Origin of the sequence: Marivita sp., assembly GCF_048006345.1 — a bacterium.
Lineage (GTDB): Bacteria > Pseudomonadota > Alphaproteobacteria > Rhodobacterales > Rhodobacteraceae > Marivita.
In genome coordinates this window covers 849,459-868,041 of the sequence record NZ_CP180351.1, presented here as the reverse complement: position 1 = coordinate 868,041, position 18,583 = coordinate 849,459, and the positions used below count along the sequence as shown (strand labels likewise).

24 protein-coding genes are annotated in these 18,583 nt (G+C 61.2%); 1 reads left to right on the top strand and 23 read right to left on the bottom strand.

Annotation, left to right across the window (positions count from 1 at the left end; translation table 11 throughout):
* Positions 1-3 precede the first annotated feature (3 nt).
* From ACMVPR_RS04300 to ACMVPR_RS04215, 18 genes are all read right to left on the bottom strand, one after another.
* Positions 4-366, bottom strand: a complete 363-nt coding sequence (locus ACMVPR_RS04300; protein ID WP_416884616.1) for a hypothetical protein — start codon at positions 364-366, stop codon at positions 4-6.
* Positions 367-410: 44 nt separating this feature from the next.
* Positions 411-2,429: an NADH-quinone oxidoreductase subunit NuoG gene (gene nuoG, locus ACMVPR_RS04295; RefSeq protein WP_416881862.1), complete on the bottom strand. Its 2,019-nt coding sequence runs from the start codon at positions 2,427-2,429 to the stop codon at positions 411-413.
* Between the two features lie 197 nt (positions 2,430-2,626).
* The gene (locus ACMVPR_RS04290; protein ID WP_416881861.1) at positions 2,627-3,022 is read right to left on the bottom strand and encodes a DUF5333 domain-containing protein; all 396 of its coding nucleotides are present in this window, start codon (positions 3,020-3,022) and stop codon (positions 2,627-2,629) included.
* Positions 3,023-3,111: 89 nt separating this feature from the next.
* The gene (locus ACMVPR_RS04285) at positions 3,112-3,444 is read right to left on the bottom strand and encodes a hypothetical protein (RefSeq protein WP_292269807.1); all 333 of its coding nucleotides are present in this window, start codon (positions 3,442-3,444) and stop codon (positions 3,112-3,114) included.
* 150 nt (positions 3,445-3,594) lie between these two features.
* Complete coding sequence (locus ACMVPR_RS04280) at positions 3,595-3,978, bottom strand: hypothetical protein (protein ID WP_416881860.1); 384 nt, start codon at positions 3,976-3,978, stop codon at positions 3,595-3,597.
* Positions 3,979-3,992: 14 nt separating this feature from the next.
* On the bottom strand, positions 3,993-5,291 hold the full coding sequence (nuoF, locus tag ACMVPR_RS04275) for an NADH-quinone oxidoreductase subunit NuoF (protein ID WP_416881859.1): 1,299 nt from the start codon (positions 5,289-5,291) through the stop codon (positions 3,993-3,995).
* A 3-nt stretch (positions 5,292-5,294) separates the two neighbouring features.
* Positions 5,295-5,513: a DUF5337 domain-containing protein gene (locus tag ACMVPR_RS04270; RefSeq protein ID WP_292269812.1), complete on the bottom strand. Its 219-nt coding sequence runs from the start codon at positions 5,511-5,513 to the stop codon at positions 5,295-5,297.
* A gap of 19 nt (positions 5,514-5,532) precedes the next feature.
* Positions 5,533-6,486, bottom strand: coding sequence for an endonuclease (locus ACMVPR_RS04265; RefSeq protein WP_416881858.1), 954 nt, complete (start codon positions 6,484-6,486; stop codon positions 5,533-5,535).
* Positions 6,487-6,514: 28 nt separating this feature from the next.
* A complete protein-coding gene (locus ACMVPR_RS04260; RefSeq protein ID WP_416881857.1) occupies positions 6,515-7,774 on the bottom strand; it encodes an NADH-quinone oxidoreductase subunit E in 1,260 nt (419 codons plus the stop codon).
* 8 nt (positions 7,775-7,782) lie between these two features.
* A complete protein-coding gene (locus tag ACMVPR_RS04255) occupies positions 7,783-8,091 on the bottom strand; it encodes a hypothetical protein (RefSeq protein ID WP_416881856.1) in 309 nt (102 codons plus the stop codon).
* Positions 8,088-8,375, bottom strand: a complete 288-nt coding sequence (locus tag ACMVPR_RS04250) for a hypothetical protein (protein ID WP_416881855.1) — start codon at positions 8,373-8,375, stop codon at positions 8,088-8,090. Before ACMVPR_RS04250 ends, ACMVPR_RS04255 begins: the two co-directional genes overlap by 4 nt.
* The gene (locus ACMVPR_RS04245; protein ID WP_416884615.1) at positions 8,372-9,601 is read right to left on the bottom strand and encodes an NADH-quinone oxidoreductase subunit D; all 1,230 of its coding nucleotides are present in this window, start codon (positions 9,599-9,601) and stop codon (positions 8,372-8,374) included. The genes ACMVPR_RS04250 and ACMVPR_RS04245 overlap by 4 nt, the downstream gene beginning before the upstream one ends.
* Before the next feature lie 10 nt (positions 9,602-9,611).
* Positions 9,612-10,013, bottom strand: coding sequence for a nuclear transport factor 2 family protein (locus ACMVPR_RS04240; RefSeq protein ID WP_416881854.1), 402 nt, complete (start codon positions 10,011-10,013; stop codon positions 9,612-9,614).
* A gap of 1 nt (position 10,014) precedes the next feature.
* Positions 10,015-10,203, bottom strand: coding sequence for a hypothetical protein (locus tag ACMVPR_RS04235; RefSeq protein WP_416881853.1), 189 nt, complete (start codon positions 10,201-10,203; stop codon positions 10,015-10,017).
* Positions 10,200-10,808 carry an NADH-quinone oxidoreductase subunit C gene (locus ACMVPR_RS04230; RefSeq protein WP_416881852.1) on the bottom strand — a complete coding sequence of 203 codons (609 nt, stop codon included), beginning with the start codon at positions 10,806-10,808 and terminating at the stop codon, positions 10,200-10,202. Before ACMVPR_RS04230 ends, ACMVPR_RS04235 begins: the two co-directional genes overlap by 4 nt.
* Positions 10,805-11,329, bottom strand: coding sequence for a NuoB/complex I 20 kDa subunit family protein (locus tag ACMVPR_RS04225; RefSeq protein ID WP_085629851.1), 525 nt, complete (start codon positions 11,327-11,329; stop codon positions 10,805-10,807). The genes ACMVPR_RS04230 and ACMVPR_RS04225 overlap by 4 nt, the downstream gene beginning before the upstream one ends.
* Entirely contained in the window at positions 11,329-11,694 is a 366-nt protein-coding gene (locus ACMVPR_RS04220) for an NADH-quinone oxidoreductase subunit A (RefSeq protein WP_300583846.1), read from the bottom strand. Before ACMVPR_RS04220 ends, ACMVPR_RS04225 begins: the two co-directional genes overlap by 1 nt.
* 285 nt (positions 11,695-11,979) lie before the next feature.
* Positions 11,980-12,372, bottom strand: coding sequence for a VOC family protein (locus tag ACMVPR_RS04215; protein ID WP_416881851.1), 393 nt, complete (start codon positions 12,370-12,372; stop codon positions 11,980-11,982).
* A 120-nt stretch (positions 12,373-12,492) separates the two neighbouring features.
* Between ACMVPR_RS04215 and ACMVPR_RS04210 the strand changes: the two genes are divergently transcribed.
* Positions 12,493-13,839, top strand: coding sequence for an MmgE/PrpD family protein (locus ACMVPR_RS04210; protein ID WP_416881850.1), 1,347 nt, complete (start codon positions 12,493-12,495; stop codon positions 13,837-13,839).
* Between the two features lie 4 nt (positions 13,840-13,843).
* Here the strand turns inward: ACMVPR_RS04210 and ACMVPR_RS04205 are convergent, their stop codons facing one another.
* From ACMVPR_RS04205 to ACMVPR_RS04185, 5 genes are read right to left on the bottom strand one after another with little or no spacing between them, the layout of a single operon-like run.
* The gene (locus ACMVPR_RS04205; RefSeq protein WP_416881849.1) at positions 13,844-14,215 is read right to left on the bottom strand and encodes a hypothetical protein; all 372 of its coding nucleotides are present in this window, start codon (positions 14,213-14,215) and stop codon (positions 13,844-13,846) included.
* Positions 14,212-14,988, bottom strand: a complete 777-nt coding sequence (locus ACMVPR_RS04200) for a crotonase/enoyl-CoA hydratase family protein (protein WP_416881848.1) — start codon at positions 14,986-14,988, stop codon at positions 14,212-14,214. The genes ACMVPR_RS04205 and ACMVPR_RS04200 overlap by 4 nt, the downstream gene beginning before the upstream one ends.
* Positions 14,985-15,836 carry a hydroxymethylglutaryl-CoA lyase gene (locus ACMVPR_RS04195; protein ID WP_416881847.1) on the bottom strand — a complete coding sequence of 284 codons (852 nt, stop codon included), beginning with the start codon at positions 15,834-15,836 and terminating at the stop codon, positions 14,985-14,987. Before ACMVPR_RS04195 ends, ACMVPR_RS04200 begins: the two co-directional genes overlap by 4 nt.
* Before the next feature lie 48 nt (positions 15,837-15,884).
* Positions 15,885-16,556: a glutathione S-transferase family protein gene (locus ACMVPR_RS04190; RefSeq protein ID WP_416881846.1), complete on the bottom strand. Its 672-nt coding sequence runs from the start codon at positions 16,554-16,556 to the stop codon at positions 15,885-15,887.
* Positions 16,553-18,493, bottom strand: a complete 1,941-nt coding sequence (locus tag ACMVPR_RS04185; RefSeq protein ID WP_416881845.1) for an acetyl/propionyl/methylcrotonyl-CoA carboxylase subunit alpha — start codon at positions 18,491-18,493, stop codon at positions 16,553-16,555. The genes ACMVPR_RS04190 and ACMVPR_RS04185 overlap by 4 nt, the downstream gene beginning before the upstream one ends.
* Positions 18,494-18,583 lie beyond the last annotated feature (90 nt).

Genomic DNA, 18,583 nt, shown 5'->3' with positions numbered 1-18,583 from the left:
TCCTCAAACCATCGGTATTCCGTTTTCAACGCAGGAGGCGGTCACGACTTCGGCGTCGATGGTCCGCAGCCCACGGGGCAGCGCCGGCGAGATGGTGTAAACCGCATCTCCTCGCCAGAGGCCAGCCTCTTCGTATACATTTGTGCGCAAATGCCGCGCAAATCCGTATCCCCGGATCAGCGCGTATTGCGCAGCCGCGCATTCGGCATAATCCTCAAGGTCCGACGCGCCCCGCGCACCACGCATCGAGACTTCGAACTTAACCAGATCCCCGTCAAGCAATGTGGTCTGCACACCCTGATACTCCGGCGCAAAGCGCGTCACCGAGGGTTGCGCGGCATCGCAGCCCGACAAACCGCCTACCATCGCAAAGGCAACGGGTGTTATGACCGCCAAGTGGCGCACCCTGCTCACTCCGCCGCGATCTTGGTGTCCTTGCGGGCTTTCACCCCCGCAGAGAGTTCCGCCATCAAGCTGCTGGCGCGCGCGATCGGGTTTGTCAGGTAGAAATCCTGTATGACATTGCGGAAATCCGCGTTGCCCAGTTTGCCCGCCGGCTCCGCTTGCCATTCGTTTTCCGGCACTTGGTCGATCATCGCCAGATGCGGCACGTCCTTGACCAAAGCCTGACGCAGCTGCGCAAGGCTGTCGAAGGGCAGCGTTGCGCCCAGTTCAGCCGACAAGGCCCGCAGGATCGCCCAGTTCTCCTTGGCCTCACCCGGTGCAAACCCGGCGCGCAGCGCCAGTTGCGGACGACCTTCGGTGTTCACGAACAGACCCTGCTCTTCGGTATAGGCAGCAGCGGGAAGGATGATGTCGGCGCGATGCGCACCCCGGTCGCCGTGGCTGCCCTGATAGATCACAAACGGACCAGCCGCGATTTCGACCTCATCCGCGCCAAGGTTGTAGATCACCTCTGCGCCTTCAATGGCCTTGTCCATACCGCCTTCGGTGATGCACCCCACATCCATCGCACCCACGCGGGACGCGGCGGTGTGGAGCACCATGAATTTCGACTGACCCGCCTCAGCAGTCGCCATGGCTGTGCCCAGAACAGCCGCGCCATCGGCTTCGCGCAACGCGCCCTGCCCGATGATCATGACACCCGGCACGCCATGCTTGTCGGAATGATCCATCTCCGCCAGCTTGGCCAGCGCATCGCGGCCTGTGCCAAGGTGGATATAGTCATAGGTCAGATCGACCGGCTCTCCGATTAGCGCAACCTTGGCACCGGCGGCCCAAGCCTTGCGGATGCGGGCGTTCAACACCGGTGCTTCGTCGCGCGGGTTGGTGCCGATCAGCAGGATCATCTTGGCACTGTCGATGTCTTCAATGGCGGCGTTGCCGACATAGCCCGAGCGGTTGCCCCCAGGCAGTTTCGCCCCATCGGTGCGGCACTCGACACAGCCGCCCTGCCCTTCGATAAGCGCTTTCAGCGCATATGCGGCTTCGGTCGGGGCCAAATCGCCAACAAGACCAGCAACCTTCTTGCCTTTCATTGCCTCGGCGGCCTTGGTCAGCGCCTCAGGCCACGAGGCCGGGCGCAGCTTGCCGTTCTCCCGGATATACGGCTTGTCCAGACGCTGGCGGCGCAGACCGTCCCAGACAAAGCGTGTCTTGTCGGAAATCCATTCCTCGTTCACGCCGTCATGGTTGCGCGGCAGGAAGCGCATCACTTCGCGGCCCTTGGTATCGACGCGGATGTTGGACCCAAGCGCATCCATCACGTCGATGGATTCGGTCTTGGTCAACTCCCACGGACGCGCGGTGAAGGCGTAGGGCTTGGAGACCAGAGCACCCACCGGGCAGAGGTCGATGATATTGCCCTGCATGTTGGAATTGAGCGTTTCGCCCAAGTAGGACGTGATCTCTGCGTCTTCGCCGCGACCGGTCTGACCCATCTGGGTGATCCCCGCGACCTCGGTCGTGAAACGGACGCAGCGTGTGCAGGAAATGCAGCGCGTCATGTGGGTTTCGACCAGCGGTCCCAGATCCAGATCCTCGACCGCGCGCTTGGGTTCGCGGAACCGGCTGAAATCGACACCGTAAGCCATTGCCTGATCCTGAAGATCGCATTCACCGCCCTGGTCGCAGATCGGGCAATCCAGCGGGTGGTTGATGAGCAGGAACTCCATCACCCCTTCGCGGGCCTTTTTCACCATGGGTGAGTTGGTCTTGACCACGGGCGGCTGACCTTCCGGCCCAGGGCGCAAATCCTTGACCTGCATGGCACATGAGGCCGCAGGCTTGGGCGGGCCACCAACCACTTCGACAAGACACATCCGGCAGTTGCCCGCGATGGACAAACGTTCATGATAGCAGAAGCGCGGCACTTCGATCCCGGCCTGTTCGCAGGCCTGGATCAGTGTCATCGCACCGTCCACTTCAATCTCGTTCCCATCAATGATGATCTTGCGCAAGTCAGACATGCCCGAGCCCTTTGTTCCCATTTGGCTGGCGCAGTCGATGCCGTGGCAAACGGGCGATCGGCTGACGTCGACCGCCTTCTAACGCGGGTTATCGGATTAGGCCAGATCTTCAGGCAAAAAGATAACGGGAAATATCGACGCGCGGTGCATTTTTCTGCACCTGCATAATTTGCGGCTTGGTCAATGCCGTCAGAGGGTTAACGAAGCAGTTGGCCAATCTCGGTTTGCGCCTGAATCTGCGACTGACCAAAGCGGCACAGAGCCGGGGTGTCATCCGGACGCACTCCGTTGGCTTGCAAGAATGCCTCGGCTTTATCCTTCATCCGCGCCTTTTCCGACTTTGACGTGACATAGGCCTCAACTTCTTCCTCGGTATATCCCATGTCGCGCGCAAGCGCCTTGAGCCGATTCAGTTCGGAATAGGCACGGATCAAACGAGCGTTGATCGTATCGCAGGATTTCCGGATCGCATCGGCAATCGCAACATACATCAACGCGTCGTCGATCGACGCCACCTCACGCAAGGGCTGTTTGGCAGAGGCTGCGCCCCCAAAAGAAAGCGCCGCGATCAGAATGGCGGTCAGTAGTCGCATCGAGTCACCCGTGTTGGTCTGACCTCAATATGGGGTCGCGCGCGACGGCTATTCAATATCAGGGATAAAACTTTGGTGATATCAGCGATTTATGGCTCGACACAGCGCCCGGTGAGAACAACGCGGTCATTCTGAACGACCAGGTCTTCATCCGCCACATCGGGTCCGTTGACCCATTCGGCATCGGACGAACCCAAGTAGGCGATGCAATGCTGAACCACCTGGTAAGCTGCCGCCTGCTTGGCCCCTTCAAGGCTGACCGATGCCGGACCACCCGTCGCGACAAAGGCCGCCCGGTCGCCACGTTCGGATCGCAAATCGCCCCCAAAGCGTGCGCCCTCGAAGGTCACGGTATCCCGTTCACTCTCCCCGCACGCTGCCAGCAGACAGAGGACCGAAGCACAGAGCCAACCTGATTTCATGGTGTCACCTCTTGGAATTTGTTGGCGGCACCATGCGCTTAGACCGGATGTGCATGCAAGCCCCGAGACGGAAAAAGGCGCGTCGACAAGTCTTTCTTAAACGCTGGCCGCTCGGCTCTGAGACGTGGTTTTGCAGGCATCCGATAACAGCTAGAAATTTCGCTTCAGGAAGTGTTTCAATAGCATTTCAGACGACATGACTTGTTCAGCAATCTCACAAAGATGCCAATCCGGGTTGAGCTCAACCCCACCTTTCTCCAACAGCATAACCGCAATTTCGCCGTCTAGAGCTTCTGGTTCTTGGTATTGACGTCGCCATTTTTCAAGATCGACACCGCTCTGCTCTAAGTTTCGCAGATAAGCTTGCACATGAGGAACCTTCGCTGTTTCACCGCTTGGTGAAAGTGAGAAACCTTCACATCTCAATGCGATAAGCGCTGCAAAATCTGCCGTCCATTTCAGATCTTTCAAGGCAGATGGCATCTCTGGGAGTTCGTCTGCTTCCAAAGCAGAGGAAAAAAGCGCCGCAATCACGACGCTTCTTTTTATCATTCCGCCGCAACCGCGCTGACCCGACCGGTCTTTTGCGCCTTGATGCGGTCCTCGATCTCATCGCGGAAGTTCTTGATCAGACCCTGGATCGGCCAGGCCGCCGCATCGCCAAGGGCACAGATCGTGTGGCCTTCGACCTGCTTAGTCACGTCGAATAGCATGTCGATTTCCTCGACCTCGGCCTCGCCGCGCACCAGACGGTCCATCACGCGCATCATCCAGCCGGTGCCTTCACGGCACGGCGTACACTGACCGCAGCTTTCGTGCTTGTAGAACTTGGACAGACGCCAGATCGCCTTGATGATATCGGTTGACTGATCCATTACGATCACCGCCGCCGTGCCAAGGCCCGAGCCAAGCTCACCGCGCAGATAATCGAAATCCATGATCGCACCGCGCATGTTTTCACCGCGCACGCAAGGCACAGACGATCCACCGGGGATCACCGCCTTGAGGTTGTCCCAACCGCCACGGATCCCACCGCAATGCTTTTCGATCAGCTCTTCGAACGAGATCGACATCGCCTCTTCGACAACACAGGGGTTGTTCACATGACCCGAGATCGCAAAAAGTTTGGTGCCCGCGTTGTTCTGACGACCGAAGCTTGAGAACCATTGCCCGCCACGCCGCAGGATCGTCGGTACAACGGCAATCGATTCCACATTGTTCACCGTGGTCGGGCAGCCATACAGACCCGAACCTGCCGGGAACGGCGGCTTCATGCGCGGCATGCCCTTTTTGCCCTCAAGGCTTTCGAGAAGTGCTGTTTCCTCGCCGCAGATATAGGCCCCCGCGCCGTGATGCAGGTACAGATCGAAATCCCAGCCCGACCCGGCGGCGTTCTTGCCCAGAAGACCCGCGTCATACGCCTCGTCGATGGCCCGCTGAAGCGCCTCTTTCTCGCGGATGTATTCGCCACGGATGTAGATGTAGCAGGCATGCGCCTGCATCGCGAAAGACGCGATCAGACAACCTTCGACCAGCGTGTGCGGATCGTGACGCATGATCTCGCGGTCTTTACAGGTGCCCGGCTCGGATTCGTCGGCGTTGACAACCAGATAGCTCGGACGACCGTCACTTTCCTTCGGCATGAAGGACCATTTGAGACCCGTGGGGAAGCCCGCGCCACCCCGGCCCCGCAGACCCGATGCCTTCATCTCGTCGATGATCCAGTCACGGCCTTTCTTGATGATGTCTGCCGTGCCATCCCAATGGCCGCGCGCCTGCGCGCCCTTGAGGGTCCGGTCGTGCATCCCGTAGATATTGGTAAAGATCCGGTCCTGATCGCTCAGCATTGCTCAATCCTTGTCAGCCTGGCGCGCACGCCAGAGTTGGTATGTCATCCAAAGTCCTGCCCCGAACCCCGCCAATGCGGCGAGGTCGAACAGCGCCCGGGTCCGCTGGCTCCAGCCATATTCGGACCCAAGAGCGGTCACCAGGATCCAGAAGACGCCGATTGCGGCAATGAACAGCGCGATCCGCCGTCCCTTCCGTGCCTCTTCTGAATCCCGGCTCATGGTGTGGTCTTAACCCCCGTCAGTACACGTCACCTTTGTCGACGCGCTTGGAGAATTCGGTTTCCCCGCCAGAGGCGAGGATCTTGGCTTGTTCGACCCAGTTGTCGCGGGACACGCGGCCCTTGAACCCTTCGAGATTGGCATTCACCCATGCCTCTTCATCAGCGGTCCAGTTCGCGATCTGGTCGAAGTGGAAAAAGCCCATCGAATGCAGCATCTTTTCCAACTTGGGACCAACACCCTTGATTTCCTTGAGATTGTCAGGGCCGCCTTCGCGGGCCGCAGTCAGGGTAGCGGGCTTGGTGCCCTCGGCGCTGCCTTCCAGTTTGCCATCACCATCGTAATCCGGCGTCGAAGCCGCAGCGGCTGGTGCAGCCTTGGCGGCGGCCTTTTTCGCTGGTGCCTTGGGTTCGGCCTCGTATTTCCAGTCACCCTTTTTCGCAGCAAGCTCTTCCTGACCGGCAAGACGGGTAGAGGGTTTCACGGGTGCTCCGGCATCGGCCTTCGCGGTTTGAGCCGACGACTTGGCCTCTGCCGCAGGTGCGGACGCTGCAGGTGCCGCAGCGGCTGGTGCAGCGGCAGCGGCAGGAGCGGCAGCGGCTGCAGACGACCCGACAGGCGCAGCTTTGGCCGGGCTGGTGCTTTCGTCAGCCGTTGGCGCAGGCGGAACCGAGACCGGCGGTGCATTGGGCGACGCGGCTTTCGGCAGTGACGCCTTGGGTGCTGGCGCAGACGTTTCACGCGCGCCCGAGGCGTCGAAGTTTCCGGGACCACGGGCCGCTGGCAAGTCGCGGCAGAAGATCCAGCTGAACGCGAGTCCAAGGACAGCAAAGGCCAGACCCGCCATGAAAATGGCTCCGATCAAACCCCAGCCTCCAATGACAAGCAGCAGGATGAAGACAAGAAGCCCCACCCCTGCGGCCAAGGCCCATGACCCCAGATGGCAACCAAAGCCGGAATTCTGTTGTTGCATTCGTACTCTCCCTGTCCGTGTTCAGATGTTACTGATCGTAAACATCACCTTTCTTGACACGTGCAGAAAACTCTGTCTCGCCGCCTGAGGCAAGTGTCTTGGCCTGTTCGACCCAATTATCGCGGGTCACGCGGCCCTTGAACCCTTCAAGGTTCTGATCGACCCAAGCCACCTCGTCCGCGGTCCAGCTTGCAATCTGATCGAAATGGTAAAAGCCCAGACGGTTGCAAAGGTCGGCCAGCTTGGGACCAATGCCTTTGATCCGCTTAAGGTCATCCCCTTTGCCGTCCCGCGCCGCACTCAGGGCCTCGGGTTTGGTTCCCGGCCCGGTCGCGCCTTCGGACGCTGCGGACAGAGGCTCTTCTTTCTCGACCTGCGCGGCTGTTGTCGCCTTGCCGTATTTCCAGGTGCCTTTGCGCGCAGCAAGTTCGGTTTCACCAGCCAGTGCAGCAGAGGGTTTGACCATCGACGCCGCATCCGGTGCCGGTGCCTTTTCCGGCTTGGGCGCTGCTTCTGCAGCCGGGCGCGACGGAGTGGTCACGTCATTTGCGGCTTTGGCCACGGTCTGCGGACGCCCACCTGCGTCACCCCAAGGATGCAACAGCGGAACCTCGGTGCCATCAATACGCTTGACCGTATCGCCGATGTCTGTCGCCAGTTGCACCGACGCGTTGTACTGGTGCCGGCCACTCTCGAACTCGGTCAGGCTGGTCAGGCCGGATTTCGGCTCTGCCGCGTAGCGGCCATTCTGCGGACCGGGCACAGGGACCTTGCCAGCCACCAACTCGTCCAGAATCTCGGCAAAGCGGGCTGCGGTCAGGTCTTCGTAATAATCCTTGCCGATCTGGGCCATGGGCGCGTTTGCACAGGCCCCAAGGCATTCCACCTCTTCCCATGTCAGCTTGCCGTCCGCCGACAGCGTATGCGGCTTAGATGCGATCTTTTCCTTGCAGACTGCCACCAGATCCTCGGCGCCGCAAATCATGCAGGACGTGGTGCCACAAATCTGGATATTTGCAACGCTGCCAACCGGTTGCAGCTGGAACATGAAGTAGAACGACGCCACTTCCAGCGCCCGCATATAGGCCATGCCCAGCATATCCGCGACCGCTTCGATCGCCGGACGGGTGAGCCAGCCTTCCTGTTCCTGCGCACGCCACAAGAGCGGAATGATCGCGCTGGCCTGACGGCCTTCAGGATACTTGGTGATCTGCGCTTCGGCCCAAGCCTGGTTGGCCGGAGTGAAGGCAAAACTTGCGGGTTGTTCGGAATGAAGGCGTCGTAGCATGTCGTATCCTATTGCGTCATCACGCAGACAACGGGAATGTTCGGTATGGTGCGGTCACCGGCCTCACCGGCCAGCTCCGCCAAAAGCGCGGTTTGTCGCGTCGCCTGATCCTCGGGCGTGTCGAAGAGAAAGCAGAGGTAGATGTCAGAGCCGTTGGTCATGCCATACAGCGTATTGCCGGACCCGCCCGTTCCAAACGGCGCAAAGCCCTGAGCGCTCAGATCGGACGAAAACACGTAATCCGACTGCCCCGGCTCAAAGGCCATCGCAGCAGGTCCGACACTTGCCAGAAAAGCTATGACAGCCGCACGGATCATGCCGGTGCGCAGCTCCCCGTGATCAGACGAACCCCACCGTTTTCAAGTTTCACCGCTTCCTCGTTGGCCACTCGGAACGATGCAGTCTGGATCACCTGCTCGCGGCTCATGCCAGTCTGAAGTTCCACGGGAAGGTAATCGCTTTCACCGACCAGTTCGCATCCGATGGAGGCCACAGCCTCGTCAAAGGCAACAAGCCCCGCAGGCGTGACACCTTCCGGCGGCATGGCGCAGGCTGCAAGCAGGCCCAGACCGGCCAGAGGCGCAAGAAAACGGGCAGTCATCGGTCAATTTCTCCGAACACGACATCCATCGTACCGATAATGGCCGCCACGTCGGCCAGCTGATGCCCGCTGGCGACATGGTCCATCGCCTGCAGGTGCAGATAGCCCGGCGCACGCAGCTTGGCGCGGTAGGGTTTGTTGCTGCCATCGGCCACGAGGTACACGCCAAACTCGCCTTTCGGCGCTTCGACACAGGCATAGACCTCGCCCTCGGGCACGTGGAACCCTTCGGTATAAAGCTTGAAGTGGTGGATCAGCGCTTCCATTGAGGTCTTCATCTCGGATCGCTTCGGCGGCGTGACCTTGCCACGGGCAAGGATGTCGCCCTGCCCTTCGGGCGCGCGCAGCTTTTCGATGGCCTGTTTGATGATCCGCAGCGACTGGCGCATCTCTTCCATGCGGACGAGGTAACGGTCATAGCAGTCACCGTTCTTGCCAACCGGGATCTGGAAGTCGAACTCGTCGTAGCACTCATAAGGCTGCGACCGACGCAAATCCCATGCAAGGCCGGACCCGCGGACCATCACACCTGAGAAGCCCCAATCCAGGATTTCTTCTTCGGTCACGACGCCAATGTCCGCGTTGCGTTGCTTGAAGATGCGGTTTTCCGTCAGAAGCCCGTCAATATCCGCCAACACGCGCGGGAATTCGTCCGCCCACTGGTCGATATCGTCAATCAGATCGCTGGGAAGGTCCTGATGCACACCACCGGGGCGGAAATAAGCCGCGTGCAAACGTGCGCCACAAGCCCGCTCGTAGAACACCATCAGCTTTTCGCGCTCTTCAAAGCCCCAGAGCGGCGGCGTCAGAGCGCCCACGTCCATCGCCTGGGTGGTGACGTTCAGCAGGTGGTTCAGGATGCGGCCAATCTCGGAATACAGGACCCGGATCAACGAGGCCCGACGCGGCACTTCCACGCCGGTCAGCTTTTCAATCGCCAGACACCACGCATGTTCCTGGTTCATCGGCGCCACATAGTCGAGGCGGTCGAAATACGGCAGGTTCTGAAGGTAGGTCCGGCTTTCCATCAGCTTTTCGGTGCCACGGTGCAGCAGGCCGATATGCGGATCGCACCGCTCTACAATCTCGCCGTCCAGCTCAAGCACCAGACGCAAAACGCCATGCGCAGCAGGGTGTTGTGGACCGAAGTTGATGTTGAAGTTGCGGATCTTCTGTTCACCAGAAACCGCGTCTATACTTCCGTCGTCGAATTTGGAGCCGTCCATCATGCTCTCCTCATTCCGCAGCGTCCAGACGGGCCGCCGTCCGGAACACTTTGGTCAACAGTTTCCATGATCCATCCGTAAGGACGAACCCAAGGTGATCTTCGTAACGCGCTGGCGGGACATCCACCCAAAGATGCACACGCGCCATGCAGTCGCCGCTGACATCCACGCCCAGAATTTCGTAGGACGCGTCGCCGCTGAACGGGGTCCGCGCGGAAACCCGTGCAAGATAGGCTGCCTTGTCCCAATGCTGGGTCGTGCCGTCGTCATTCACCAGCGTCATGCTGAACTGGTCGTGGCACATGTCCGCAAACACATCCGCACGCGCGTAATAGACCGCCTCGGAATAGGCCACGGCCTGCGCGAAAACCGCGTCGAACGTCCGCATTTTGGTTGCCGTGCTGCCGTCCATCTCAGCCCCGCCCCGTCTCATCCGACTTGAACGCCATGATCCAAAGGAAGACCAAGGCGATCAGCGGGAAAATCGTCAAAAGGGCCGCCCAGTTGGGCAGGCCATAGCGAGGCAGCAGCTTCCAGAAGGGCACGACGATCAGAACGCCAATGACCACAAACCACAGAAATCCGCCGCCGCCACCCATCATGATTTGGCGTCCTGCTTCTCATCTCCAGGAAGCACGTATTGCGCGCCTTCCCATGGGGACATGAAATCGAACTGCCGGTATTCCTGAACAAGGCTCACCGGCTCGTAAACCACACGCTTCTTCTCTTCGTCGTAACGCACTTCGGTATAGCCCGTGGTCGGGAAATCCTTGCGCAGCGGGTAACCGCGGAAACCGTAATCGGTGAGGATGCGGCGCAGGTCCGGGTGGCCCGAGAAGAGAATGCCGAACATGTCGAAGACTTCGCGTTCGAACCAGTTGGCGCTCGGGTGCACCCCGGTGATCGACGGCACCATCTCGTCTTCGCGGATGCTGACGCGCAGGCGGATGCGGTGGTTCTGGTACATCGACAGGAAGTGATAGACCACGTCGAACCGCTTGGGGCGATCCGGGTAATCCACAGCCGTGATGTCCACCAGCGATGAGAACTTGCACGCGCTATCGGTCTTCAGGAATTCGACAAAACCCGCGATGTTCGACGGGGCGACATCCACGTTCAATTCGCCATGGGTCACATCCCACGCGATCACGCAGCCGGGGCGCTTCAGTTCCAGATGCTGGCCAAGCTCTTTGAGGGCGTCACTCATCGTACAATCGTCCCTGTCCGGCGGATCTTCCGTTGCAGCGCCATGATGCCATACAGCAGCGCTTCGGCTGTCGGCGGACAGCCCGGCACGTAGACATCGACCGGCACGATCCGGTCACAGCCCCGCACCACGGAATAGCTGTAGTGATAATATCCGCCGCCATTGGCGCAACTGCCCATCGAGATCACGTAGCGCGGCTCGGGCATCTGGTCGTAGACCTTGCGCAAAGCGGGCGCCATCTTGTTGGTCAGCGTGCCTGCCACGATCATCAGATCCGACTGGCGCGGCGACGCACGCGGCGCGGTGCCGAACCGTTCAAGGTCATAACGCGGCATCGAGGTGTGCATCATCTCGACCGCACAGCAGGCCAGACCGAAGGTCATCCAGTGCAGCGAGCCGGTGCGCGCCCAGTTGATGATGTCCTCGGTCGAGGTCAGGAGGAAACCCTTGTCCGCAAGCTGTGCATTGAGCGCCTGCGTTGCATGTTCCTTGTCCGCCCCTGCGGTATTCGCGCCAGCCATCACTCCCATTCCAGCGCTCCTTTTTTCCACTCGTAGGCAAAGCCGATGGTCAGCACCGCGAGGAAGATCATCATCGACCAGAACGCCGTCATGCTGATGTCCTGAAACGCCACGGCCCACGGGAAGAGGAATGCAATTTCCAGATCGAAGATGATGAACAGGATCGACACGAGGTAAAAGCGCACATCGAACTTCATCCGGGCGTCATCGAACGCGTTGAACCCGCATTCATAGGCCGACACCTTTTCCGGATCGGGATTGCGCACCGCGATGATGACGGCGGCAAGGATCAGGACTAGGCCCAATCCGATGGCTATGGCCAAAAACACGAGGATTGGCAGGTATTCCCGCAGCATGTCTTCCAAGACGAGGCTCCTTTTCCCATCGCGCACCAAGACGCGCCGTCAAGTGGCGAGGTTGACTTGAGGGTGATCTACTCCCGTCTCTGCCGGGGGTCAACCGCGGGGCGACATCTTCCACACAACGAATATCTTTAGAAAAACAGCTGGATCACACGGATCTTCAGGTAATTTTATGCAGATGCGGCAATCGGTCGAACCACGACGCTGCGTTGCACCGCGCGCTTGCGTCGCGGCATTCGGCGCATTGACCCGCGAAGCATGCTGCATCTGCAGCAATCGGCAAGCGTGTCATGCAAATTCGATCAAGTCCCACAAGTTACCGTACAGGTCTTCAAACACCGCAACCGTGCCATAGGTTTCACGCTTTGGTGGGCGTGCGAACCTAACGCCACGGCTTTGGTAACGCGCGTAATCGCGTTCGAAATCATCGGTTTGCAAAAACAGAAACACCCGCCCCCCTGTCTGGTTTCCGATGCGGTTCTCTTGGTCCGGGTCTGTCGCCTTGGCCAACAGAATCGATGCGGTCCCTGTCCCCTTGGGCCGAACGACCACCCAACGCTTGTCCTGTTCGGGCTGGTAACTGTCCTCGACCAGATCGAACTCCAGAACGCGCGTGTAAAAGTCGATGGCCGCGTCATAGTCACGAACCACCAAGGCAACCAGCGCAAGCGACTGTTTCATCAAACCCTCCCCTTGGATCGCGCCACTATCCGCAATGCACCTGTGGCAACCAATGACAATTAGCCGCCAACGTCGTTTTTGGCCGCGACAGGCCCTGTGCACCCCGCAGAGACTTGCCCTATGACCGCTGAGAAAGCCCGCGCCATGACCACGACCCTGCACGATTTCCTGCATCACACAACCTATGATGACCTGCCCGACGAGATACGCAATTTCGCCCGCCGATGGCTGCTTGACCTGATCGGTGTCGCTGCTGGTGGACGCGGGACATCAATGTCGCGGATCATTCACAACCACGCGGCCCGACAGTTTGGTGGAAGCGGCGCACAGATGCTCTTTGACGGACGCTTCGTCAGCCCGGCCGGAGCCGCACTGGCCGGTGCCACGACCATTGACTCGCTGGATGCTCATGACGGTCACAAACTGACCAAGGGCCATGTCGGATGTGGCGTATTCCCATCGCTGCTTGCCTTTGCACAAGCGGAACAGCTTGAAGATCCTCAGCAGTTCCTCACCGCACTGGCCCTGGGATACGAGATCGGCACACGCGCCGGGATCGCCCTGCACAGGACTGCCGCCGATTATCACACGTCCGGCGCATGGGTCGCCTTGGCCGTAGCGGCTCTGGGGGCACGCGTTTTGCGCCTGAACGTTGCCCAAACCCGCGAAGCGATAGGCATCGCCGAATACCACGGCCCACGCAGCCAAATGATGCGCACCATCGACCATCCAACGATGGTCAAGGACGGATCAGGCTGGGGCGCAATGGCAGGTGTGTCCGCTGCCTATCTTGCACAGGATGGCTTTACTGGCGCGCCCGCGCTCACCGTGGAACAGGATGCCGTGACCGATCTCTGGGCAGACCTCGGGCAAAACTGGCGGATCACCGAACAATATTTCAAGGCCTACCCGGTCTGCCGCTGGGCCCAACCGCCGCTGCAAGCCGTCCTGAATTTGCGCAAAGCGCATCACCTGACCTCAGCAGATGTTGCGCGGATCGAAATAACCACCTTCCACGAATCCCGTCGCCTTGCTGTCACCGCCCCCAAGACAACAGAGGAGGCGCAGTATTCCACCGCCTTTCCGACCGCTGTCGGGATGGTGCGCGGCTCCTGTGGCCCCGCCGATGTGGAGGAAAGCAGCTTTTCCAACCCGGAGATACAGCGCCTTGCCCGCTCGATGGTGATCCGCGAGAGTGACATCTACAACGCCGCTTTCCCGGCCAAACGGATCGCGGATGTCACGCTGGTGCTGAAAGATGGGCGCGAACTGCAGTCAGGGCCGACCGAAGCGATTGGCGATCCGGAAAACCCGGTCTCCCTGGAAACCGTCGTGGCCAAGTTCCGCGCCTACAGCGAACCAGTCCTTGGGCAGCGCCGCATGCAAGACATCGAAACCCGCGTTCTGGGCCTTGGGGACCATGGCGATCTGACCGGGCTTCTTCCCCTGCTCACCGCCCCGCTGTAGCGCCTCAGGCAGTCAGCACCACAAGTGCCATCGCCGACAGGACCAGCATGATCGGCCCCCAGACCGCGCGTTCCGGTTTGGACGGTGTGATCCAGTTGAGAACCGTGCTCACACCCGTCACCGCAAAAGCGACCCACCCCGTCCAGACAGGCCACCCCAGACCGGGGAACCCGGCCGCCGACAGGATCGCCAAGCCCTGAAACAGCACGATCGGGATCGACACCGCTGCGATGATCCGCCCCGACAGCGGCAAAGCGCCCTCGTGCTGACCACCTTGCGTGTAGCGCCCCAAAGGTGCGCCAAGGATCAACGCGATCTGGAAGAACGCAATCGCCAGCATGGCGGTCGCATAAAGATGTGCGATCTGAACCGTCACTGCCAGCTTGGGGCGCGCTTGTCGAAAAACGCGCCCACCCCTTCGCGCGCCTCGTCCGACTGCCACCGCCGCGCCAGCGCGTCGATGGCCATGTCCACCTGCTCTGGCACGACCCGTCCGGCCAGATCGCGCATCAGCGCCTTTGCCTCGGCCACAGCCCCCGGTGCGCAGGACAGATAGGGCAGCACCTCGGCCTCGATGGCCGCGTCCAATCCCTCCGGGTCAACCGTACGGCTGAGCAGGTTCAACCGTACGGCCTCATCGGCATCGAACACCCGCGCCGACATGAAAACCTCAGCGGCCCGCGTCGCCCCCATTCGCGCAAGCACATACGGACCGATATTGGCCGGGATCAGCCCGAGCCGTGTCTCGGTAAACCCCAGCTTCGCGCCCGCGACCCCAATCGCCACGTCGCACACCGACACAAGGCCCACACCCCCGCCCAGCGCATTGCCCTGCACTCGCCCGATCAATGGCTGTGGCAGATCATAGAGCGCCCCAAGAACGGTTGCGATCCGACGGCTTTCCACCCGGCGCGTGTCGGCATCCATGTCGAACTGCGCGCGCATCCACGCCAGATCGCCGCCAGCGCAAAAGGTCCTGCCTTCCGCTGACAAGACGACAACCCGGACCGTCCGGTCACGGGCCAAGTCGCGTGCCGCCTCTTCCAACTCGGTCATCATCTGCGCCGACAACGCGTTGTGTTTGTCTTCCCGCGCCAGCGTCAGCGTCGCCACCCCGCGCGCGTCCTTATCCACCCGGATCAAGCTCATCCCCGCATCCTCCGCGCCATGGCAGCCGCCTCAGCCACCACCCCCATATCCAACCCGTGCTCATAACCAAGCGACGCAACGCGTTCCGCCACGGCCTCCGTCGCCACGTTCCCCGCAGCGCCCGGCGCATAGGGACAGCCCCCCAAACCACCAACAGCCGCGTCGAACACCCGCAACCCAAGCCCAAGTGACGCCTCGACATTGTCACAGGCCAGTCCGCCCGTGTCGTGGTAGTGCCCGGCCAAACGCTCTGCAGGCATCTCCTCCAGCACCGCTTTCAACATGGCGACAATCCCCTCAGGCGTCGCGCGCCCGATCGTGTCCCCAAGGGACACCTCGTAACATCCCATGTCACGGAGTGCAGCCACAACACGTGCCACGTCGGACGGCGCGACCGGCCCGTCATAGGGGCATTCCACCACACAGGACACATAGCCCCGGACGCGCACGCCAAGCTCCTGAGCCGCCGCGGCCACCGGCGCGAAGCGCTCCAAGCTCTCGGCAATGGTCGCGTTGATATTTGCCTTGGAAAACCCTTCGGAGGCCGATCCAAAAATGGCCACTTCATCAGCCCCGGCGGCCAACGCGTCCTCGAACCCGCGCATGTTCGGCGTGAGCGCCGCGTAAGTCACCCCGGGAATCCGCGTGATCCCGGCCAGCACCGCCCCCGAATCCGCCATCTGCGGCACCCATTTCGGGCTGACGAAACTGGCGCATTCGATCCGCTGGAACCCGGCGCGCGACAGGCAATCGACCAGCGCGATCTTTTCCTCGACCGGGATCAGCCGCGCCTCGTTCTGCAATCCGTCGCGCGGCCCCACCTCGAAAATCTCGACCCGCTCAGCCAAAGCGCCAATCTCCTGTTTCTTCTCTTTTCAAATACGCACAGCACACCATCAGCCACCCGTCTCCCAAGCCGGGTAAAAGTCCTGCGTGTAAATACCCGCACCCGCCTCAGGCAGGGATTTCTGAAACTCAGGTCGCTCGGTGATGCGCGCGTACCATTCCGCGACGGCCGGATGTCGATCCAGCTTGGCAAAGTGCCGCGCCATGTAGACCGCCTGCCCAACCGACACATCCGCCGCCGAGAAGCCGCTGGTCAGCAGGTAATCCCGGTTCTCAACCGGCGTGGACAACCGCGCCTCGATCGCGTCGTAACACTTGCCCAGCCGCGCCGCTTCCAGCTTCATCACGATGGGTGATCGCATCGCATCCTCGTAGAGCATGATATGCTGCTGCGTCAGCGCCGCCGCGTGCTGGCTAATGGTTTCGGCAAAATGCACCCAGACAAGCCACGCCATCCTGTCCGGGTCGTCTGGCCCGCGCCCCATATTGGCCTGAGGAAACCGCTCGCACAGGTATTCGGTGATCGCCCCGGTCTCGAACATCCGCTCGCCATCAATCTCAAGCGCGGGAACCCGCCCGGCAGGGGACAGCGACAGGTATTCCGGATTCCGCAGCGATTTGTCGAAGGCGTGCAGCACCACCTCGAAGTCCACCTCCAGTTCGTAGAGCAGCCAGAGGGTCCGCATGGAGCGGGTCTGCGGGCAATGATGCAGTCGGATCATGTCTCTTCCTCTTCCAGACGGATCAGCACTGCCCCCGCCTCGACCTGCGATCCGGCCTCTGCCATCACTTCGGCCACAACGCCATCACGCGCGGCGAGCAGCGAATGCTCCATCTTCATCGCCTCGAGTATGGCGAGCCTATCCCCCTTGGCAACCAACGCCCCGGCGCTGACAAAAACCTGCCGGACCAGGCCCGGCATCGGTGCTTCGATCAGATCGCCCGACGTCCCGGCCCCGGCCTCCACATCCAGCGGATCAACCCGACGCACCACATAGGTCGGATCGCCGAACACCGTTGCAACGGCTTCCTCAACAAACACCGCCGCTCCCGGTTGCCCATCAAAGCGCCAGCCATTCGCACCAAAGCGCGCGGCCACGACCTGAGCGTTCACAGCCACGTCGATCTCCCCCGGCGCGCGTGTTGTAATCCGGCAGGTGTAAACCTCCTCACCACAGGCCACCGCAACATCCTGCGCCACTGGGGACCAGAGCGCAAACCCGTCCAAAGGCATCGGCACCCGATCCAAGCCGACCAGCGCAAGAGCCGCCTGTGCTGTCACTGCAGGCGTCAGGTCCGGCACCTCCGTCAGAACCGTAAGGTCGCGCCCGATCAATCCCGTGTCCACATTCCCGGCGGAGAAGCCGTCGTGCCGTGCCAAAGCGCCCAAAAACGCGAGGTTGGTGACGGTTCCCGCCACCTGTGTTTCCGCCAGCGCTCGCCGCAGCTTTCGCAGGGCCACCGCGCGGGAGGACCCATGCACGATCACCTTGGCAATCATCGGATCGTAATGCGGGCTGATCACGTCGCCGCTTCGCACACCGGTATCGGCCCGCGCCTCATGCGGAAAGGCCAGATGCGCCAGCCGCCCCGTGGCGGGCAGGAACCCGGCTGGCACATCCTCGGCGTAGAGCCGTGCCTCAAAGCTGTGTCCAGTGATGGTCAGGTCACCTTGCGCACAGGGCAAAGGCTCTCCCGCCGCCACCCGCAACTGCCATTCCACCAAATCGACCCCGGTGATGGCTTCGGTCACAGGGTGTTCGACCTGCAGCCGCGTGTTCATCTCCATGAACCAGAACCCGTCAGGGCGCAGCCCGTCCGAGCCATCCACGATGAACTCGACCGTGCCCGCACCTTTGTAGCCAATCGCCTCCGCCGCACGCACCGCAGCCTGCCCCATCGCGTCGCGCATCTCGGACGTCATACCGGGCGCGGGCGCCTCTTCGATCACCTTCTGGTGCCGCCGCTGCAGCGAGCAATCCCGTTCGAAGAGATGCACCGCGCGCGTGCCATCGCCGAACACCTGCACCTCGATGTGACGCGGGCTGGTGATGTATTTCTCGATCAGCACATGCGGGTTGCCAAAGGCGGACTGCGCCTCCGATTGTGCCGACGCCAGCGCGTCTGCAAACCCCTTGGGAGCCTCCACCAGCCGCATCCCCTTGCCGCCGCCACCCGCGACCGCCTTGATCAGCACCGGATAGCCAATCGCCTCTGCCTCCTTCGCCAGCACTTCCGGCGACTGATCGCTCCCCTGATAGCCCGGCACGACGGGAACGCCCGCCTCCGCCATCAGCGCCTTGGCGGCATCCTTGAGCCCCATCGCCCGGATCGCCTTGGCCGAGGGGCCGATGAACACCAGCCCCGCCGCCTCGACGGCGTCGACGAAATCCGGGTTTTCCGACAGGAACCCATAGCCCGGATGGATCGCCTGCGCGCCCGTTGCCTGTGCTGCTGCGATGATCGCATCGCCGCGCAGGTAACTTTCGGCAGGTGATGCACCCCCAAGCGAGACCGCCACATCCGCCATCTCCACATGGCGCGCCTGCGCATCCACATCCGAATGCACCGCCACGGTGCGCACACCCATACGGCGGCAGGTGTCGATCACCCGGCAGGCAATCTCGCCCCGGTTGGCTATCAGGATCGTATCAAACATCTCGCACCACCGCTTCTCTTCATCTTGCCCGTAAACTCCGGGGGGTCGCCATTGTTGCGCCATTGGTTCAAGCCCAATGGCGACGGGCTG

Bases quoted from the DNA above. Each gene is read 5' to 3' on its own strand.
- ACMVPR_RS04300 (WP_416884616.1), bottom strand. From the start codon at position 366: ATGGTAGGCGGTTTGTCGGGCTGCGATGCCGCGCAACCCTCGGTGACG.
- nuoG (WP_416881862.1), bottom strand. From the start codon at position 2,429: ATGTCTGACTTGCGCAAGATCATCATTGATGGGAACGAGATTGAAGTG.
- ACMVPR_RS04290 (WP_416881861.1), bottom strand. From the start codon at position 3,022: ATGCGACTACTGACCGCCATTCTGATCGCGGCGCTTTCTTTTGGGGGC.
- ACMVPR_RS04285 (WP_292269807.1), bottom strand. From the start codon at position 3,444: ATGAAATCAGGTTGGCTCTGTGCTTCGGTCCTCTGTCTGCTGGCAGCG.
- nuoF (WP_416881859.1), bottom strand. From the start codon at position 5,291: ATGCTGAGCGATCAGGACCGGATCTTTACCAATATCTACGGGATGCAC.
- ACMVPR_RS04270 (WP_292269812.1), bottom strand. From the start codon at position 5,513: ATGAGCCGGGATTCAGAAGAGGCACGGAAGGGACGGCGGATCGCGCTG.
- ACMVPR_RS04265 (WP_416881858.1), bottom strand. From the start codon at position 6,486: ATGCAACAACAGAATTCCGGCTTTGGTTGCCATCTGGGGTCATGGGCC.
- ACMVPR_RS04260 (WP_416881857.1), bottom strand. From the start codon at position 7,774: ATGCTACGACGCCTTCATTCCGAACAACCCGCAAGTTTTGCCTTCACT.
- ACMVPR_RS04255 (WP_416881856.1), bottom strand. From the start codon at position 8,091: ATGATCCGTGCGGCTGTCATAGCTTTTCTGGCAAGTGTCGGACCTGCT.
- ACMVPR_RS04250 (WP_416881855.1), bottom strand. From the start codon at position 8,375: ATGACTGCCCGTTTTCTTGCGCCTCTGGCCGGTCTGGGCCTGCTTGCA.
- ACMVPR_RS04245 (WP_416884615.1), bottom strand. From the start codon at position 9,601: ATGGACGGCTCCAAATTCGACGACGGAAGTATAGACGCGGTTTCTGGT.
- ACMVPR_RS04240 (WP_416881854.1), bottom strand. From the start codon at position 10,013: ATGGACGGCAGCACGGCAACCAAAATGCGGACGTTCGACGCGGTTTTC.
- ACMVPR_RS04235 (WP_416881853.1), bottom strand. From the start codon at position 10,203: ATGATGGGTGGCGGCGGCGGATTTCTGTGGTTTGTGGTCATTGGCGTT.
- ACMVPR_RS04230 (WP_416881852.1), bottom strand. From the start codon at position 10,808: ATGAGTGACGCCCTCAAAGAGCTTGGCCAGCATCTGGAACTGAAGCGC.
- ACMVPR_RS04225 (WP_085629851.1), bottom strand. From the start codon at position 11,329: ATGGCTGGCGCGAATACCGCAGGGGCGGACAAGGAACATGCAACGCAG.
- ACMVPR_RS04215 (WP_416881851.1), bottom strand. From the start codon at position 12,372: ATGAAACAGTCGCTTGCGCTGGTTGCCTTGGTGGTTCGTGACTATGAC.
- ACMVPR_RS04210 (WP_416881850.1), top strand. From the start codon at position 12,493: ATGACCGCTGAGAAAGCCCGCGCCATGACCACGACCCTGCACGATTTC.
- ACMVPR_RS04200 (WP_416881848.1), bottom strand. From the start codon at position 14,988: ATGAGCTTGATCCGGGTGGATAAGGACGCGCGCGGGGTGGCGACGCTG.
- ACMVPR_RS04190 (WP_416881846.1), bottom strand. From the start codon at position 16,556: ATGATCCGACTGCATCATTGCCCGCAGACCCGCTCCATGCGGACCCTC.
- ACMVPR_RS04185 (WP_416881845.1), bottom strand. From the start codon at position 18,493: ATGTTTGATACGATCCTGATAGCCAACCGGGGCGAGATTGCCTGCCGG.